Below are 17,696 nucleotides of genomic sequence, written 5' to 3'. Positions count from 1 at the left end.
CCATGAGCGACGCTGCGACCCCGCGCACCCCGCGCATCGGCGTGATGGGCGGTACGTTCGACCCCATCCATCACGGCCACCTGGTCGCAGCGAGCGAGGTCGCGAACTCCTTCGGCCTCGATGAGGTCGTCTTCGTCCCCACCGGGCACCCGTGGCAGAAGTCGGGCGTCTCGCCGAGCGAACACCGCTACCTGATGACCGTGATCGCCACCGCTTCGAACCCGCAGTTCACCGTGAGCAGGGTCGACGTCGACCGTGAGGGCCCGACCTACACGATCGACACGCTGCGTGACCTGAAGAAGGATCGGCCGGATGCGGAGCTCTTCTTCATCACCGGCGCGGATGCCGTGGCGCAAATTCTCAGTTGGAGGGACCATGATGAGTTGTGGGAGTTGGCCCACTTCGTCGCGGTCTCTCGGCCAGGACATGTCCTGAGCACAGACGGCCTCCCGAGCGACAACGTCAGCCAACTGGAAGTGCCGGCGCTGTCGATCTCGTCGACGGACTGCCGTGAACGCGTTCGCGACGATCAGCCGGTCTGGTATCTGGTCCCTGATGGGGTCGTACAGTACATCGCGAAGCATCATCTGTATCGGAGCAAGGCATGAGTACATCGGATCAGCAGGGGCAGGGTCCGCTGACGCGCAAGCAGTTGCGAGAGATCCGGTTGACGGGTTCCACCCCGGTGATCTCCTCGGAGGAAGCCGCTGCGGCGGCCGAAGCGGCACCGCCCGCGCCGCCGCTGCCGCCTGTCGTCGCACCCGCAGAGGTCGGAGAGTCCGCCGCGGCGGAACCGGACGCGGCACCGCGGTCGGCCCCCGACGCCGACGAGGGCGGCAGCGTCGAGGCGAAGCGCGGTGAAGCCCCGCTGACCCGGCGCCAAGCGCGTGAGCTCGAGAAGGTCCGGACCGCGTCGGTGCCCGTCGTCGAGGCGGAGGTCACGGAAGAGGCCGAAGTCGAAGAGCCGTCTGAGACGGCGGCCGGTGCGGACGAGCCGGCGGAGATCGTCTCGGGGATCCCGACCTTCATCTCCGTGAACGAAGAGCCCGGCGACGCCGACGACGATGATGTGGACGACGAGGTCGCCGTGGCGCCGGTCAGTGCGTCCGTCGCGGCTGATGCCGTGGGCGAGGTCCCCCTCGAAGCCGAAGCCGAAACCACGGAAGAACCGGCCGAAGAGCCTGTGAGCGAGGACGTCGAAGCCGTGCTCGGTCTTACGACCGACAGCGACGAGCAGGCGGCCGATGAGGACGTCTTGGCCGATGTGGGTGCTGACGACGAACCCATCGAGGAGCGTCCCACGGTCAACTCCGCGTTTGGGGAGGGAATCCTTGCGGATGCCTCCGATGCACATGCGCCGTTCCGTCCGTCGTTCGACGAACTGCTCGCCGTCGGCGACTCCACCGGTTCGCAGCACTCCGCTCCGAACGCTCTGATCTTCACCCCGTCGCCGGGGGAGGGTTCGCTCTCGGGGCCCGTCGCATCCACGGGCGAGATCCTGGTCACCGGGTCTTATGAGCTCCCGCAGGGCATGGGCTCTCAAGGACATGCACTCGGAACGACCGATGGCAAGGACATCGACGCGGTCCTCATCGACGGGGAGCTCCCGCCGGCGTCCTCGCCCACACCGATCGCCGCGAGTTCGGCGATCAGCACCATCAAGCCCGCGGGTGAGGTCATCCGACCTCCTGCCCCCGAGAAGGGGAACCGACTGATGGTGACCCTCGCCATCATCGCCGGCGGCCTCGCCCTCGCGATCGGCGTCGTTCTCGTCATCGCCTTCACCACGAAATTGATTTGATGCAATCACCTGAAACTGCCGAAGAGATGCTGCGCCTCGCAGCACAAGCCGCCGTCGACAAGGGCGGTGAGGACCTCGTCGCGCTCAACGTCTCCGAGCCCCTCCCGCTCGTCGACATCTTCCTTCTCGTCACCGGGAACAGCGAGCGGAACGTCGCCGCAATTGCCGATGAGATCGAAGACCGACTGATCGAGTCGGGGCACAAGCGTGTCCGTCGCGAGGGTCGTGCGGAGGCCCGGTGGGTCCTGCTGGACTTCGGAGACCTGATCGTGCACGTCTTCCACCAGGAAGAGCGCGTGTATTACGGCCTCGAGCGTCTCTGGAAGGATTGCCCCGTCGTTCCGATCGACGTGGTCGAGCCCGCCGCAGACGCCAGCTGACATGCCCACGCACCTCATCACCGGTGCAGGGTCCGGCATCGGAGCGGTCCTCGTCCGTCGTCTTCGAGATCGCGGGGATGACGTGGTCGCCCTCGTGCGCGACGCCGGGCGTGCCCGGGAGGTCGCGGAGGCGCTACCGGGTGTTCGTGTGCTCGTCGGCGACCTCGCGCAACCGGGCCGTCTGTCGTGGGCGCTCTCGAAGCAGCAGCTCCCGGATCGCATCGACTCACTGATCCATGTCGCCGGAGTCGTCGATCTCGGCGCGGTGGCCGACCTGCCGCCCGCGCTCTGGGAGCAGCAGCTCGCGGTGAACCTCGTCGCGCCCGCCGAGCTCACACGTCTCCTGCTTCCGGTCCTCCGTGTGTCGCAGGGACAGATCGTGTTCGTGAACTCCGGTGCGGGACTCCGCGCCCACGCCGGCTGGTCCGCCTATGCGGCGTCGAAGCATGGGCTCCGCGCTCTCGCTGATGCGCTGCGGGCCGAAGAGGCGCAGCACGGCGTTCGCGTCACGTCGATCTACCCGGGGCGCACGGCCACCCCGATGCAGGAGCGCGTGCATCAGCAGGAGGGGCAGGACTACGATGCCGAGCGTTTCATCACGCCGGAGTCCGTCGCCACGACGATCCTGACCGCACTCGACCTCCCGCGCGACGCGGAGATCACCGACCTCACGGTGCGACCGGGCCGCTGACCCGGCGCCGGGTTGGGCTCAGGCCGTCAGCCGTGTGCGACGGGCGAGCATGCCGCGATCGGCGCGCGTCTGCGGGGGGATCGCCGAAAGGAGCGACCGCGTGTACGGGTGCTCGGGACGACGGTAGACCTCTTCTGTGTCTCCGATCTCGACCAGGTTGCCCAGGTACATCACCGCGACGCGATCGGCGATATGACGCACGAGCGAGAGGTCGTGTGCGATGAAGACGATCGACATGCCCAGCCGTTCACGCAGGTCGCACAGCAGGTCGATGATCTGCGCGCGGATCGAGACATCCAGTGCAGACACCGGTTCGTCGCACACCAGGACGTCGGGGTCGAGGGCGAGCGCCCTCGCGATACCGATCCGCTGACGTTGACCGCCCGAGAACTGGTGGGGGAATCGCGAGCCCATCTCCGGAGTCAGGCCCACGAGTTCGAGCAGCTCTGCGACTCGCGCACGTCGGGTCGCCGGTGTTCCGGCATGAGTGGCGGCGAGTGGTTCTGCGATGATCTGCTGCACGGTCATCCGCGGATTCAGCGACAGGTACGGGTCTTGGAACACCATCTGCACTCCGCGTCGCAGGATCTTCCGGTCGCGCAGTCGTCCCTTGGTCACGTCCTGATCGCGGTAGCGCAGGGTGCCCGCGTCGGGGGAATCCAGCCCCACGAGCATGCGCGCCAGTGTGGACTTGCCACTGCCTGATTCGCCGACGACCGCCAGGATCTCGCCCTGTCGGAGCTCGAGATCGACGCCGGCGACCGCGGCGACGCGATGCGCGCGGCGACCACTGCCCGAGCGGAACGTGCGCTCCAGGCCACGTCCTTCGAGGATGGGGGCGCCACCGTCGTCATCTGCGGCGGCGCTCACATCGCGCGGCATCGAGTTCAGCAACTGCGCCGTGTACGGGTGCTGAGGTTTCGTCAGCACCTCATCGGCGGACCCTGATTCCACAATGCGTCCCGTGCGCATGACCGCGACCTGATCGGCGACCTCCATCACCACGCCGAGATCGTGCGTGATGAGCAGGATGCCCATCCCCAGCCGCTCACGCAAGGAGAGCAGCAGATCGAGGATCTGTGCCTGCACCGTCACATCGAGCGCGGTCGTCGGTTCATCCGCGATGATGAGATCAGGATCCAGTGCGATCGCCATGGCGATCAGGATGCGCTGGCGCTGACCGCCGGAGAACTGGTGCGGATAGTCGTGCACGCGCTTGTCGGGGGTGGGGATACCGACGAGGGTCAGCAGCTCGACCGCGCGTGCTTCGGCAGCGCGGCGGCCGATGCTGCGATGAGCGCGGAGGAGGTCGATGATCTGGTCGCCGATGCTGAGGACCGGGTTCAAAGCGGAAAGGGCATCCTGCATGACCAGGCTGATGCGCACGCCACGCAGGCGTCGATGCTGCTCGGCGGAAAGGGAGAGGAGGTCGGTCCCGCTCAGCGACATGGTCGACGCCTCGACATCTCCGTCGTCGAGGAGCCCCATGATCGCGCGTGCGGTCATCGACTTGCCCGAGCCCGACTCGCCGAGCAGCGCGAACACCTCTCCACGTCGCACGACGACGTCGATGTCGTCGACCACGCGGTGTCGGCGTCCCTCGCCGGTGAGGGTGACGGTGAGGCCCTTCACGTCCAGGACCACGGCGTTCTGGGGGGCGGATGTGTTCTCCATGGATGCCATCATGCCAGCATCCTGGCTCTGAAATGTTTCGAACAGGAAACATTTCAGCCGAAGATAATCACCAGGGTTGACTTCTGTGCCGAAATCCTCCAGATTCGAGGAATCTCCCGCTCGTCGATCGGGAGTGGCACCCGCATCATCGAACCGAAGGAGCGCATTCGTGCTCGAACAAGCTGGCCGGTATACCGGCTACACCGCGTACGACTATCTCGAAGCCGGCAAGGACTACCGCGAGTTCCGCTACGCCCCGCAGATCGGCCGCGTGCCGGCGTATGACCTCGGGCTGAACGACGCCCAGCAGGAACGAACCGAGCGTCTGCTCCGCGAGGAGACCGTGATCTCCCTGCACGAGCATGTGCAGGTGTTCCCCGAGGACATGGGCGAGCTGCGCGACCACATCCGCCAGGGCCGCGAACCCACCGCCTACCAGGGCCTGGCCCGCTCGGGTCTCACGGCCGTGTTCGACAACGGCATGGACGGCACCTGCTGCATCTCCAGTGACGCCGGATGGAAGTACCAGGACGTGCTGTTCGACCTCGGTGTGCGCATGGCCGACCTCGCGCACCAGGACTTCGTGATCAAGGCCGAGTCGATCAAGGACATCCGTCACGCCGCAGAGACCGGCCGTGTCGCACACATCTTCGCTCTCGAGGCCTCGACGATGATCGAGAACGAGGTCGACCGCCTCGACGTCCTCTATGGCTTCGGCGTGCGTCAGATGGGCATCGCCTATTCCGAGGCGAACATGCTCGGCGGTGGGCTCAAGGAGCGCGGCGACGGCGGTCTGACGTACTTCGGCGAGCGCGCCGTCGAGCGGATGAACAAGCTCGGCATCGCGATCGACATCTCCCACTCGGGAGACCAGACGTGTCTCGACGTGATCGCCCACTCCACCAAGCCGGTGTTCATCACACATGCCGGTGCGCGCGGGCTGTGGCCGACGAACCGCATGAAGACCGATGAGACGATCATCGAGTGCGCGAAGCGCGGCGGCGTGATCGGTATCGAGGCGGCCCCGCACACGACGATCTCGCCCCAGCACCCGCAGCACTCGCTGGAGTCGGTCATGGATCACTTCCAGTACTGCGTCGACCTGGTGGGCCTCGAGCACGTCAGCTTCGGTCCCGACACGCTGTTCGGCGATCACGTGGGCCTGCACGACGCGTTCTCGTCGAACCTGTCGCTCGGCCAGGCGCACGCCAACGTCGACTACGAGAAGCAGCCGTACGTCGACGGCATCGAGAACCCGGCCGAGGCCTTCTACAACATCATCGGCTGGCTCGTGAAGCACGACTACTCCGACGACGAGATTCGCGCCGTCGTCGGAGGGAACACCCTGCGCGTACTCGAGGAGGTCTGGGTCTGATGAAGTACAGCAAGTTCCTCGCCCTCGGTGCGGCCGCGGCTCTCGCCGTCGGTCTCGCCGCGTGCGCCCCGTCTGCGCCGGAACCGGGGGAGTCGTCCGGCTCCTCCGGCCCCAGCGAGGAGACGATCAGCATCGGCACGACGACGGACGTCGTGAACTTCAATCCGGTCCTCGGCAACAGCCGCACGGACTCGTGGATCACGAACCTGATGTATCCGCATCTGCTGAGCATCAGTGACGACGGCACCAAGGAGGCGCATGTCGCCACCGACTGGGGCTACGTGGATGACACCACCGGCTTCTACGAGATCCGCGACGACCTGACCTGGAGCGACGGCGAGCCCCTGACCGCCGAGGACGTCGCGTGGACGCTCAACGCCGTCAAACGCGACCAGGCACCCGGCACGTTCTACGGACAGCTGGGCAACCTCGACACCGCGACCGCTGTATCGGACACGAGGGTCGAGCTCTCGCTCACCCAGCCGGACTCGTCGATCATCGAGGAGATCGGGTTCTGGGGTGTCGTCGTTCCGCAGCACGTGTTCGAGCCGCAGGGGTCGATCGCGGAGTTCGCGAACGACGGCAGCGACGGCGGCTGGGTCGGCATGGGGCCGTTCATCATGAGCGACTTCCAGGTCGGCCAGCACTACACCCTGGAGCGCGTGGAGGACTACCCGCTCGTCGAGGGTGGAGTGCCCGGACCCGCAGAGGTGGTGTACCGCGTGTATCCCGACGTGAACACCGAGATCCTGGCGCTGCAGAGCGGCGAGATCGACGTGATCGCGAACGCGTTGCCGCCGGCGCAAGTCGAGCAGCTCAGCAGCACCGACGGCTTGCAGGTCATCGAGGCGCCGGGACTCGGGTACGCCCACCTGGTCTACAACATGGACAAGCCCGATCTCGCGAAGACCGAGGTGCGCCAGGCGCTCGCCCACGCGGTCGACTACGACGCGATCCGCACCGTTGTGCTCCAGGGGCAGGCCGTCTCGACGGGTTCGAGTGCGCTGATGCCGGTGCTCGCGAAGTACTACGACGACTCGGTGAAGGAGTACGAGTTCGATCCTGAGAAGTCGCGCTCCCTCATGGAGAAGGCCGGCTACACGGCGGACGCGAGCGGGAAGTTCCCCCTCTCGTTCCGGCTGATCTACTCGCTGCAGGACAGCGTGACCAGCCAGTGGGCGCAGATGGTGAAGGACAGCGCGGCGGAGGCCGGCATCACGATCGAGCTGCAGGGCACGGAACGCAACACCTACCTCTCGATGACCAATGAGGGGGACTACGACATCTATGCGGGCAACTTCGCCATCATGGACGACCCGGTGACGAACTTCGCGCTCTCGTACCTCCCCGGCGGAGCGATCAACTACACCCACGTGGACGACCCCGACCTCAACGCGCTGATCGAGGAGGGCATGGTCACCTTCGATGAAGACGAGAAGATCTCCATCATGCGCGAGGCGAACAAGATCGTGCACGAGCAGGTCTTCGACAACATCATGTACACGCAGAATCTGTTCTTCGCGGCCAGCGATAAATGGGCCGGCTTCATCTCGAAGCCGAGCGAACTGCTCTCGATCGTGAACCCGCTCTCGCTCGCGAGCGCGTACCCGGTCGAGTAACCACCACTGCACTCTCGAGGAAGGTCGCCCGGGTGTCCCGAGCATCGTTCATTCTCCGTCGCGCAGGTCGAGGTCTGCTCACGATCTGGTTCGCCGTGACCGTGACGTTCCTGCTCCTGCGTCTGCTTCCCGGCGATCCGGCGCTGGCGCTGGCGAGCCCGAACATGACGGACGACATCCGGGCGACCATCCTCGAGCAGTACGGGCTGGACCAGCCCTTGATCGTGCAATACGGGCTCTACATGTGGCAGCTGTTGCAGGGCAACCTCGGAATCTCGTTCACGCAGTCGATCCCGGTGACCGACGTGCTCCTGCAACGGCTGCCGTGGACGCTGCTCCTGACCGTCACAGCCTTGGTACTCACGATCGTCATCGGCGTGCCGCTCGGTGTCGCCGCCGCCTCCCACAAGGGACGGTTCATCGACAGGGCCGTGCAGGTCGTCGGTGTCACGGGACAGTCGCTGTTCGTCCCCAGTGTCGCGATCCTCCTGCTGTTCGTGTTCGGGCTGAACCTCGGCTGGTTCCCGATCGGCGGTGCGTACACCAACAACACCTACGGGTTCGATTGGTACCTCAGCGTCGCGCAGCACCTCGTCCTCCCCGCGGTGTCACTCATGCTCATCCAAGTCGGCTCCTACGTGCTCACCATGCGGTCGACGCTCATCGAGACGCTCGGGGAGGACTACATCCTCCTGGCCAAGGCGAACGGCATCCGCGGCAGCCGCATTCTCTGGAAGCACGCGCTGCGCAATGCGCTGCTTCCCACGACCACGCTGATCGGCCTGCAGCTCGGATTCCTGGTCGGGGGAGCGGTGCTCACCGAGACCGTCTTCGCCTACCCCGGTATCGGCCGTGGTATCTACGAGGCGGTCACCCAGCTCGACTTCCCCGTGCTGCAAGGGGCCTTCCTCATGCTCGCGATCACCGTCGTGGTCGCGAACACGATCACCGACATCATCTACGGCTACCTGGACCCGAGAGTGAAGACCTCATGACCGCTCCGATGCCCTCCTCCGAGACCCTCGCACCGAGCGAACCGACCGCCACGGGCAGCGAACGGGCGAGCGCGCACACCTGGCGCGCGTTCCGCCGTGACCCGCTCGGGATGATCTCACTCGGCCTTCTGATCCTGCTCGTCATCGTCGCGCTCGCTGCTCCGCTGATCGCGCCCTATCCGGCCAGTTACGGCCCCGACGTGCTGCGGCCGCCGAGCGGCGACCATTGGTTCGGCACCGACGCCCTCGGGCGCGACGTGTTCTCCGAAGTGATCTGGGGCACGCAGCAGAGCGTGCTCGTCGCGGTCGCCGCCTCACTGATCGCGATCGTCTTCGGCACGATCATCGCCGTGCTCGGCGCCTACTTCCGCAAGCTCGACAGTGTCATCAGCGTGATCGTCGACATGACGCTTTCGCTGCCGGTGCTGCCGCTCATGATCCTCATCGCCGCGCTCGTGGGGCCGAGCACGTCGACGATCATCTTCGTCGTCGCGGCGTTCTCGTGGCCCGAAGTGACCCGTCTCGTGCGTTCACAGGCGCTGACCGTCGTCGGGCTGCCCTACGTCGATGCCTCGCGCCTGATGACCACCTCGCCGGTCTGGATCATCACGAAACACATCCTCCCCGCCGTGACCCCGGTTGTCGTGGTCTCGGTGGTCGTGACGGCGTCACGGGCGGTGCTCTCGGCGGCGGGACTCGCCTTCCTGGGCCTCGGGGATCCGACCACCTGGTCCTGGGGGCGCATCCTCTACGAAGCGCAGCAGGCCGGTGCCATGGTGAGCGCCTGGTGGCTGACGCTCTTCCCCTCGATCGCGATCCTGATCCTGGTGCTCTCGGCCACGCTGCTCTCGATCGCCTACAACGACGCGCGCAACCCGCGCCACCTCGCCCGATAGGAGCCTGTGATGACCGAGTTCGACCAGCGACTCTCACCCGAGTTCTTCGACCGTGTGCAGACACGCGTGCGCGAGCGCATGGCCGAGGAAGGCTTCGACGCGTTCCTCACCGACAGCCCGGAGGACATCGCGTATCTCACCGGCTTCTTCCACCACCCGTCCGAGCGCCCCGTGGCGGTCTGGCTCGAAGCGACGGGCAGGGTCGTCATGCTGCTGCCGGAGCTCGAGCGCGAGTACGCCCAGTCCCAGTCCTCCCGGGCGGAGCTGGTCTCGTTCTTCGAGTTCCCCGGAGTCGTCGCACCGTTCGAGGTGCTGGCCCGCGCGGTCACACCGCGGGGCCGGGTGGGATTCACCTCCACCATGCCGTATTCACGACTCGCGGCTGCACGGGAAGCGATGCCCGGTGCAGACCTCGTCGGGTCGGACCTGGTCACCCGCACCCGCTATGTGAAGTTCCCCGAAGAAGTCGTGCTCCACCGCGAAGCCGCTCGCATCACCGATCGGATGCTCGACGCCGGTGTGGCGCTGGTGACGGAGGCCATCGGCGCCGGGGGCGACCTGCCGACCGAGGCTGAGCTCGAACGTCACGTCACCGCGGCAGGCGCCGGCATCATGTACGCCGAGCATCACAACGTGGTGGTGGCCTCGCTGCTCGCCGGTGGGCTCGTCTATTCGGGCGCGAACTCCGCGTTCCCCCACGGTCTTCCGTCGGTCAACCGCCTCAAAGCCGGCGACACCTTCATGCTGTCGCTGGGATGCGCAGTCGGTGGTCGCTTCATCGAAGGCGAGCGCACCTTCGTGCTGGGCGAGCCCACAGCGGAGCAACGCCGCTATCACGACACGATCCATGCGGCCCAGTTGCGTGGACGCGAGACCATCCGCGCCGGGCTCGAATGCCGTGAGGCGAACCGGCTGTGCCTCGACGTGATCCGCGATGCGGGTCTGGGCGAGTTCATCCGCCACCGCCAGGGACACGGAATCGGCCTCGGCATGCACGAGGCTCCGTGGCTGGAGGACGGCGATCCCACGCTGTTGGAAGCGGGCATGGTCGTCTCGAATGAGCCCGGCATCTACGTTCCGGGGCATGCCGGATACCGCATCAGCGACAGCATGCTCGTGACCGACACCGGTGCCGAGCCGTTGACCTCCTTCCCCCGCAGCCTCGACGACTGCACCATCGCGCTCTGACGCCCCGGATTTCGAGAGAGAGAGACAGAGAACCATGACGACCACCCCGCCGGTGTCCCCGGAGTTCGCCGCAGCCACCAGTGACCACGAATGGGTCGAGATCAACGGAAACCACCTGGCCGTCGAGGTACTCGGCCCTGAGGGTGCGCCGGTCATCATCACCCATCACGGCGCACCGGGGCTCGGGTCGCGCGCCGAACCGCGCGCCAGCTTCGGCCGCCTCGCCGACGAGTACCGCGTCGTGGTGTTCGATGCACGCGGCAGCGGGGTGAGCGAGGGCGAGGGGATCTACAGCCATGAACAGTGGGCTGCGGACATCGACGGGCTGCGGGAGTGGATCGGTGCCGAGAAGATCGTGATGGCGGGTGGCTCCTACGGTGGGTTCATGGCGATGGAATACGCCCTGCGGTATCCGGAGCGCGTGGCCGCGATCGTGCTGCGCGATACGTCGCCCGACAACTCCAACGCGCACCTCGCGCGCGAGAACGCCCTGGCCTCTGACCGCGTCACGATCGACATGGAGAAGTTCGACCGCATCGACGTCGGGCAGGTGTACGACGACGAGGACCTGAAGGACTGCTGGCGCGAGATCCTCCCGTTGTACGACTTCGTCTACGACCCGGAGGCCACCGAACGCAAAGTGCAGGCGACGCCGTATCGCTATCGCGCGCACAACTACGCCTTCTCGGTGAACCTCCCGAACTACGATCTCAAGCCGCGGCTGCCGGAGATCGGTGTGCCGACACTCATCACGGTGGGGCGGACGGACTGGATCACGCCAGTATCGTGTAGCCAGACGATCGCCGATCTCATCCCGGACTCCGAGATGGTGGTGTTCGAGAAATCGGGGCACTCCCCGCAGATCGAGGAGGCAGAGGCGTGGACGAAGACCGTGCGCTCGTTCCTGCACCGGGTGTACCCGCCGACCCGATGAGCAGCGTTCACCTGACGAGGGAAGTGAGCGATCTCGATCGACGGATCGTCGTCGCTCTGCAGCAGGACGGCCGGGCGAGCTGGACGTCGATCGCGGAGTTCGCGGGGGCCCCCGTCTCCACTGTGACCCGTCGCGGACAGCAACTGCTCGCCGAAGGGCTGGTCCGGGTGGGCATCGTGCCGACCCTGGGCAGCGAAGGGCACGTCGAGACCTTCTTCGTGCGGATCAATTGCACGCCCGGATCGCAACTGACCGTCGCGCAGGCGCTGATCGGCTCGCCGTACGTGCGGTTCGTGACCCTGGTCACCGGAAAGTTCGACGTCTTCGCGGAGGTCGTCATCCCCGGCGACTCGGCGACCTATGCACACGTGCTCACGGATCTGCAGGCCATTCCGGGAGTCGAACGCTGGCGGAGCGACCTGGTCGTGCACACCTACAAGGTGAGCTTCGACTGGGGGCGACAGCTCTATGACGCCCATGCCGAAGCCGCGAGCGATCCGCAGTCGTACATGCCGGCGCCGAACACGTGCGATCCCACGCACTTCGACGATGCCGATCGTGCCATCGTGGAGGAGCTTCGCCACAACGGACGCGCGTCGTTCCAGTCGATCGGCGACACGCTCGACATGAACGAGAGCAGTGTGCGCCGTCGCTATGAGCGCATGCGCAACGCCGGGTGCCTGACCACGGTGACCATGGTGCCGGCGTCGGCGTTGGGCATGAGCGCGGAGACCCTGCTGATCCTGCGGGTCGAGCCGTCGCGGATCGCTTCCGTGGCGCAGACTCTGGCGCAGCACGTGTCCGTGCGATTCCTCGCGGCCGCGCTCGAGGAGAATTCGCTCTACTGCGAGATCATCCTGCCGAGCACCGAGACGCTGCACGACTTCCTCACCGGAACCATCGCGCACCTCAAGGGCGTCAGAGGCTGGAACGCGGCGATGGAGCTGGTCTTCATGAAGCGCGGTTTCATCGAGACACCGTGGTGGCGGGCTCAAGTCGCCTCGGCGGGGTCTGCCGAGTCTGGGTCATAGGCCGACGGCACCCTCGGCGCGCGGTGTCAAGGGGCTTCCGCGCCACGCTTGTGTGGCGCACTCTCTTCAGAGAGGAAGTCCTGGAGGGCCTACATGTCTGAACTGCCGGATCCGCGTTTCATGCTCAACCGCATCACGGCGTCGGAGTGGGTGATCAACGACCTTCGCTACTCGCCGAACGATCCGCGTCACGTGGTGGCGTGCGTGTACGAACTCGCCGAGACCGAGGTTGAGGTCACGTGGTTGCGCGATCTGCCGCTCGCGACACGCTACGGGACGGTGTTCGAGGTGCTCGAGGACGTGGAGCGGCTACGTGAATCGAGCCGAGCGACACGACCGATCTCCATCCCCAGTCAGCCGCCGCTGTTGGCGACCTAAAGGCTCCGATCGGGTCGCGTCGACACCGTCGGTTTCAGACCTCGGTTTCAGACCTCGGTGTCGTCGGCGTCGTCGGCTCCGGCGGCGACGCGGTCGGCCTCGGCGCTGTCGATGAGCGCGTCATCCACGTCCGGGTCGAGGACGCGCTCACCGTCGACTTCCTGGGTGGGCGCGCCCTCGCGGTCCTCGTCGTGGGGGATCGGAGGAATCGGGGGAATGATCGGGTTCGACATGATCGCATCCTTTCGTCGAGATGTGTCGACGATACGACGGACCGTGCACGCGCTGAACCGGGTTGACGGTCGTGAGGACGCGCGCTAGGACTGTTCCGAGAACGGATAAAGCCCCCGCAGAACCGGGGGCTTTTCGGTGGACCTGAGGGGACTCGAACCCCTGACCCCCTGCATGGCTTGCGTGCAGTCTGGTCCTTTCTGTCTGGTTCGTGACGTGATGCTCCTTGCGCTCGGGTCTTCCATGCGAACTGGTGAAATCCTTGCTGTACGAAGACAGGTGTTGTCGAGATAGATGGCCGGTTGGCCGTAGACGTTAACGGAACGATTGTGAGCACGTTGCAGCCGGACGGAAGCTACCGCAAGAGCACCCCGAAGCGCGCGCGCCAAGCCAGGCTGATTCCGCTCCCAACCTTCGCATCGGACGTGCTGCGATCGCGTATGGACATCTGCCTGGAAGGCAGGAAGGATACGTTTTCACTACGAATCGTGGCACCGGATACACCGTCAACAACGTAGACCGGGTGTTTCGCGGCTTTCGGGCGTTCTTGCCTCAAGAAATCGCGGCTCTTGGGGTGGACGCGGAGCGACTCAGTCCACGCATGTTCCGTAAGGCCGCTGCGACGACAGTCGCGAGGCTCGGGAGCGCCGAAATCTCGAAGGACCTCCTCGGACACGCACGGTTGGACACGACAGTGCGGTACTACATCAAGCCGCACTCTCGCGTTGAAGAAGACGCGGCGCGGCTGCTCGAAGCTTGCTATCAGTCGGCCACTAGAGCATGACGCGTCTTCTCACGATCCGCCCTCAGGGGCGATCTATCATGTGATGGTCCAAACGCGCTCTGTCAGTGCCAAAAGGGTCGCCCTAATCCGCTAGCAGCTTAGGCGCCCTCAGCCGACTCTGAGCAAGTTCCGGGTTGTCTCGGGTCAGATTGGATCGGGGACGAGGTTGAGCTACCGGCAGACCGCTAGGTGAAGTCATTGTCCGCTCCTCAGGGCCCGAAGGCAACCAAGGTGAACGCGGTCGCGGATCCCGATGCTCCGCACTGCTCTTCGCGCTCCACCAGCTAAGAGCCGTTGATCCCGCTCGGCCAGCATCGCCGGTCGCTTCCAGCGCCGAGCACACCTGCAGTCCTCGCGCATGGCTAGGAGGAGCCCCTTCTGCTTACATCGTCACGGAGCCCGAAACATTCGACGTTAATGACGACTCATGACGCAGAGATGAGCTTCCCGACCCAGAGCCGCTGCCGCGGGATATTCTGTGCCGATGAGCGATGAAGCCGTCCCGGGGGATCATGACACCTCCAAGAACGCAGGTGTGTACACTAACCCGATCCGTGAGCACTACCACGGCGAGATTTGGCACTTCACAGACTCGGCCGCGCTCGTCAGCATGGTCAAGAATCGTCGTCTATGGGCGTCGGCGGCACCGATGCTCAACGATCCACGCGAACTCGTCTACGGCGCGAAGCGCATCATCTGGTGGTATAAGACACACGGAAGAGAACTCCTTCCCAAGGACGCGGAACTCCACATGCAGCTTACGGAGATCCTTCACACGTTTAAGGCTCATGTCACGGCAGTGCCCGCCTACGTTGTATGCGCGTCGACCAGCTATCGCGTCTTAAACCAGTGGCGGAACTATGGGTCGACGCAGGGCGTGGCGGTTCGTCTTGAACCGCATGCTGATCTCATCCCTGTCGACCCACCGATGCGCGAGGAAGGGTTCATGTTTCAGCCGGAATGGGTCGAGGTTCTCTACGATCCGACGCGTCAGGACGCTCGTATCGAGTCGACTCTTCAGGGACTCACGAAGGGTGACATCGCCCCCGTCCTGAAGTCCTCCAAGAAGGCCGCCAACGAGTTGATCCGCGGAGTGCTGTCTGTCCTCGCGGCATCCATGAAGGACAGCGCGTATGCCGAGGAACGAGAAGTTCGCCTGATCACACTGCCCTTCGACGGAATCGAGCTCCAGTATCGCGGTGCTGCCCGCGGTGTTATCCCCTACATCGAGATCACTCACTACGAGAACTTCGGATGGGAGCATGCGGGGTTACAGGGCATTGGGAAGCCCGACGCGAGTCTTCCGATCATGGAGGTTCGAGTAGGTCCTCCCACTGGTCAGAGTGAACGTCAACGGGTATACGGCGTGAAGTCTCTCCTCCGATCGAACGGTCTCAACGCGCCCGTGAACGGTTCAACGATCAAGTTCCTGCCCTAGCCTCAATAGGGCAGGACGTGTCCCAGGAGGGCAATCCTGGGGCACTGTCGGCCGAGCTAGGCAGGCTTGGTTGTCCGGTTCCTTCGAGCAAGCTTCGCCCTGTCGTCGTCCTGCCAAGCGACGAGGGCGTACCCGTTAGGTACGTCACGCAGACAGGACCGGAGTCGCTCAGTGGCAGCGTGGGCTTCGGGCCACCGGCGACCCAGGTGATGAAGGCGCCGAGCAGCCTTTGCACGTGTGCAGTCGCCCTCGGATGGGCACAGCAGCAAGCGGGCCGCGCTATCCACCTGCGGAACGAGGTCGAGCAGCCGACCGCTGCGCAGTCGTCACTGAGTCTTTGTGAGTGTCGGAGTCGATAGCTAACGTTGCTCTCATGGGACGCCGTTTCGAAGTGACACTGACCTTCGCGAAGGTGCGGTGCGATCGTTGCGGGAGTGAACGTCTTGGCGGGGAGCGATGTTCTTCGTGCGGGCAGAAGCCACACTTCGCTGAGACACAACCTCACCTGCAGCGCCGCAGGAGCGTAGTGAAGCTGTTCCGTGAACAGCGTGTGCCCGCGACTGCGTCCTGGGGTGAGGCTGCGGGCCTGAGAGACCAACTCGATGACACCTTGGACAACCTTGCGAGTGCTCTCGCTGGCGTTGCTTCCGGCGGGAATGACCCGCAACCCCTCGTCCACGCGTTCTACATGCTTGACCTCACGGTTTCCGCATGGACTCAGCCGCACCCGCGTCCTCGTCGGAACTGGGCACGCACCGTCGGGCTCGCCGTCGAATCCCTGCGTGACGCTGGTGATTTGTTCGTCGAAGCGCTCATCGCTCCTACGGCACTCGCAGCGCAGGCGGCAGCACGACTTGCGCAGGGTGCTTTCGATCAGGCCAAAGAGCGACTGGATGACCTCGCTGAGTATCGGAAATATGCCTCATTCGATGACGATGTCGGCGTCTTCATCGAACAGTTCATGACATCGAACCGGCTCGAATCCTCAAGCTCGAGTCTCACGGAACTTGACGCTGCACTGCGCGAAAGGCACGGGCTGAGTAGCGGAGCAACATCTGGCGCGGGCGTGGAACTGGACCTGTACCGGCCCGTTGTCGTGCTGGCGCTCGACGAAGATCGCGTTGCCCGAATCGTCCCCCTTATCGAGCGCACTATACGAAGCGAGCGCCTCCGGAGCCTAGCTCTGCACGACGTGTGGGCGGAAGAGCACGGGCGGGTAGTTGCGCTGCTCTCGGCCATGCTTGTCAGAACGTTTACGGGAATTGCAGACCGCTCTGAACTCCAGACAGTAAGCGAGCTGCTCGACATGGTGTTGAAGCTGAAGGAGGGACACGTTAAGCACCTCCTCGCCACCGTGCTCCACGTCTCAGACGCAGGAAACTATGAGGCGCTGTTGTCGGTGTCGACCGGCACGGTCTTCAAATCGGCGGAGGCTCAATTCCCGGAACTGCAGCTGGGTACGTTAAATCGAACGCTTCGCAACGCTGCAGGGCACTCAGCTTTCAACGTCGATGAGAGCGGCGTGACGGTTCGCGAGAACGGCACCCCACGTACCTTCCTCGTGGCTGACTTCCTGAACGACGTGCTTGAATACCTCGAGCTCTCCATCATCCTGCAAGTGGGGCTCGTCCGAGCATGCGCTGAGCTCGGCATCGAAATCCCCGCGTCCCGGCACCTGTCGAATTCAGACCGTCGAATGGCGATCCGAACCTTCGCTGCCGGCATCGGCTGGGAGAACATTGCCGTGACAGACCTTGCGCCCGTGACGCGGATCTCGGCCCAGGGATCGTCAGCCGTCTTCGCGCGCGTCGGAAGCGCATTGGTCAATCTGCTCCCACAGGACGCGGAAATGCTCCATGTCGAGCTGACCGACGGCGAACGGGTGCGGCGGTGTGAAGCCGACTTGGCTCGGCTGAGGAATAGCCGGCTCACGGAAGACGTTCTGACGGTGCCGGGCGCGCTCCAGATGGCTCACATCGCGGCCGCCCATCAGGTGGACGGGACGACCGCCTCTTCGCCGGACGAATGGTCCTCGTTCGCTCACGCGATCGCTCTCGACGAGACCGCCACGGAGATTCAACGCTTGCGAGGCCTTAGACAACTGCGAGCACTCGCCGAAGAGTGCGGCGTTGGTGGCCTCCTCCTACGGGTTGTCGAAGTGCATCAGGCGCGTCTCAGGAAGAAGCTGGAGCACCGCGGCTCCGAAGGGCCAGGCAACAGCTTTGTGAGATCTGAGGCCAAGCTCCCGGGAACTGCATTCCGTTCGCTTCACCCATAGCTC

16 protein-coding genes are annotated in these 17,696 nt (G+C 64.9%); 14 read left to right on the top strand and 2 right to left on the bottom strand.

Annotated elements, in window-relative coordinates:
• Positions 1-2: 2 nt before the first annotated feature.
• The 4 genes from nadD to LRQ07_RS10060 are packed head-to-tail and all read left to right on the top strand — an operon-like array spanning position 3 to position 2,872.
• Positions 3-608 carry a nicotinate-nucleotide adenylyltransferase gene (nadD, locus tag LRQ07_RS10075; protein WP_047519877.1) on the top strand — a complete coding sequence of 202 codons (606 nt, stop codon included), beginning with the start codon at positions 3-5 and terminating at the stop codon, positions 606-608.
• The gene (locus LRQ07_RS10070; RefSeq protein ID WP_256534498.1) at positions 605-1,801 is read left to right on the top strand and encodes a hypothetical protein; all 1,197 of its coding nucleotides are present in this window, start codon (positions 605-607) and stop codon (positions 1,799-1,801) included. The genes nadD and LRQ07_RS10070 overlap by 4 nt, the downstream gene beginning before the upstream one ends.
• A complete protein-coding gene (rsfS, locus tag LRQ07_RS10065; RefSeq protein WP_047519881.1) occupies positions 1,801-2,181 on the top strand; it encodes a ribosome silencing factor in 381 nt (126 codons plus the stop codon). Before LRQ07_RS10070 ends, rsfS begins: the two co-directional genes overlap by 1 nt.
• A 1-nt stretch (position 2,182) precedes the next feature.
• Positions 2,183-2,872 carry an SDR family oxidoreductase gene (locus LRQ07_RS10060; RefSeq protein WP_232761688.1) on the top strand — a complete coding sequence of 230 codons (690 nt, stop codon included), beginning with the start codon at positions 2,183-2,185 and terminating at the stop codon, positions 2,870-2,872.
• 18 nt (positions 2,873-2,890) lie between these two features.
• On the opposite strand, the gene LRQ07_RS10055 is transcribed toward LRQ07_RS10060, so the two are convergent.
• Positions 2,891-4,558 carry a dipeptide ABC transporter ATP-binding protein gene (locus tag LRQ07_RS10055; RefSeq protein WP_256534497.1) on the bottom strand — a complete coding sequence of 556 codons (1,668 nt, stop codon included), beginning with the start codon at positions 4,556-4,558 and terminating at the stop codon, positions 2,891-2,893.
• A gap of 157 nt (positions 4,559-4,715) precedes the next feature.
• On the opposite strand from LRQ07_RS10055, the gene LRQ07_RS10050 reads away from it, so the two are divergent.
• The 8 genes from LRQ07_RS10050 (at position 4,716) to LRQ07_RS10015 (ending at position 12,962) form a co-directional block, all read left to right on the top strand.
• The gene (locus LRQ07_RS10050) at positions 4,716-5,921 is read left to right on the top strand and encodes a dipeptidase (protein ID WP_256534496.1); all 1,206 of its coding nucleotides are present in this window, start codon (positions 4,716-4,718) and stop codon (positions 5,919-5,921) included.
• A complete protein-coding gene (locus LRQ07_RS10045) occupies positions 5,921-7,540 on the top strand; it encodes an ABC transporter substrate-binding protein (protein ID WP_256534495.1) in 1,620 nt (539 codons plus the stop codon). The genes LRQ07_RS10050 and LRQ07_RS10045 overlap by 1 nt, the downstream gene beginning before the upstream one ends.
• A 32-nt stretch (positions 7,541-7,572) precedes the next feature.
• Entirely contained in the window at positions 7,573-8,535 is a 963-nt protein-coding gene (locus LRQ07_RS10040) for an ABC transporter permease (RefSeq protein ID WP_131491221.1), read from the top strand.
• Positions 8,532-9,431: an ABC transporter permease gene (locus tag LRQ07_RS10035; protein WP_194239255.1), complete on the top strand. Its 900-nt coding sequence runs from the start codon at positions 8,532-8,534 to the stop codon at positions 9,429-9,431. Before LRQ07_RS10040 ends, LRQ07_RS10035 begins: the two co-directional genes overlap by 4 nt.
• 9 nt (positions 9,432-9,440) lie before the next feature.
• Complete coding sequence (locus LRQ07_RS10030) at positions 9,441-10,619, top strand: M24 family metallopeptidase (protein ID WP_232761692.1); 1,179 nt, start codon at positions 9,441-9,443, stop codon at positions 10,617-10,619.
• 34 nt (positions 10,620-10,653) lie between these two features.
• The gene (locus LRQ07_RS10025; RefSeq protein ID WP_232761693.1) at positions 10,654-11,553 is read left to right on the top strand and encodes an alpha/beta fold hydrolase; all 900 of its coding nucleotides are present in this window, start codon (positions 10,654-10,656) and stop codon (positions 11,551-11,553) included.
• Between the two features lie 23 nt (positions 11,554-11,576).
• Complete coding sequence (locus LRQ07_RS10020; protein ID WP_232761694.1) at positions 11,577-12,584, top strand: Lrp/AsnC family transcriptional regulator; 1,008 nt, start codon at positions 11,577-11,579, stop codon at positions 12,582-12,584.
• Positions 12,585-12,677: 93 nt separating this feature from the next.
• Positions 12,678-12,962, top strand: a complete 285-nt coding sequence (locus LRQ07_RS10015; RefSeq protein WP_256534494.1) for a hypothetical protein — start codon at positions 12,678-12,680, stop codon at positions 12,960-12,962.
• Between the two features lie 47 nt (positions 12,963-13,009).
• Here LRQ07_RS10015 and LRQ07_RS10010 read toward each other — a convergent pair whose 3' ends face one another.
• Positions 13,010-13,195 carry a hypothetical protein gene (locus LRQ07_RS10010; protein ID WP_232761695.1) on the bottom strand — a complete coding sequence of 62 codons (186 nt, stop codon included), beginning with the start codon at positions 13,193-13,195 and terminating at the stop codon, positions 13,010-13,012.
• A 1,266-nt stretch (positions 13,196-14,461) separates the two neighbouring features.
• On the opposite strand from LRQ07_RS10010, the gene LRQ07_RS10005 reads away from it, so the two are divergent.
• Both LRQ07_RS10005 and LRQ07_RS10000 read left to right on the top strand, forming a co-directional pair.
• Positions 14,462-15,415: a DUF2971 domain-containing protein gene (locus tag LRQ07_RS10005; RefSeq protein ID WP_256534493.1), complete on the top strand. Its 954-nt coding sequence runs from the start codon at positions 14,462-14,464 to the stop codon at positions 15,413-15,415.
• 526 nt (positions 15,416-15,941) lie between these two features.
• Entirely contained in the window at positions 15,942-17,693 is a 1,752-nt protein-coding gene (locus LRQ07_RS10000) for a hypothetical protein (protein WP_256534492.1), read from the top strand.
• The last annotated feature ends 3 nt before the right edge of the window (positions 17,694-17,696 follow it).

The organism is Microbacterium sp. J1-1 (genome assembly GCF_024498615.1).
In the GTDB taxonomy this organism is placed as follows: Bacteria; Actinomycetota; Actinomycetes; order Actinomycetales; family Microbacteriaceae; genus Microbacterium; species Microbacterium aurugineum.
This window is presented reverse-complemented; position numbering and strand designations above follow the sequence as displayed.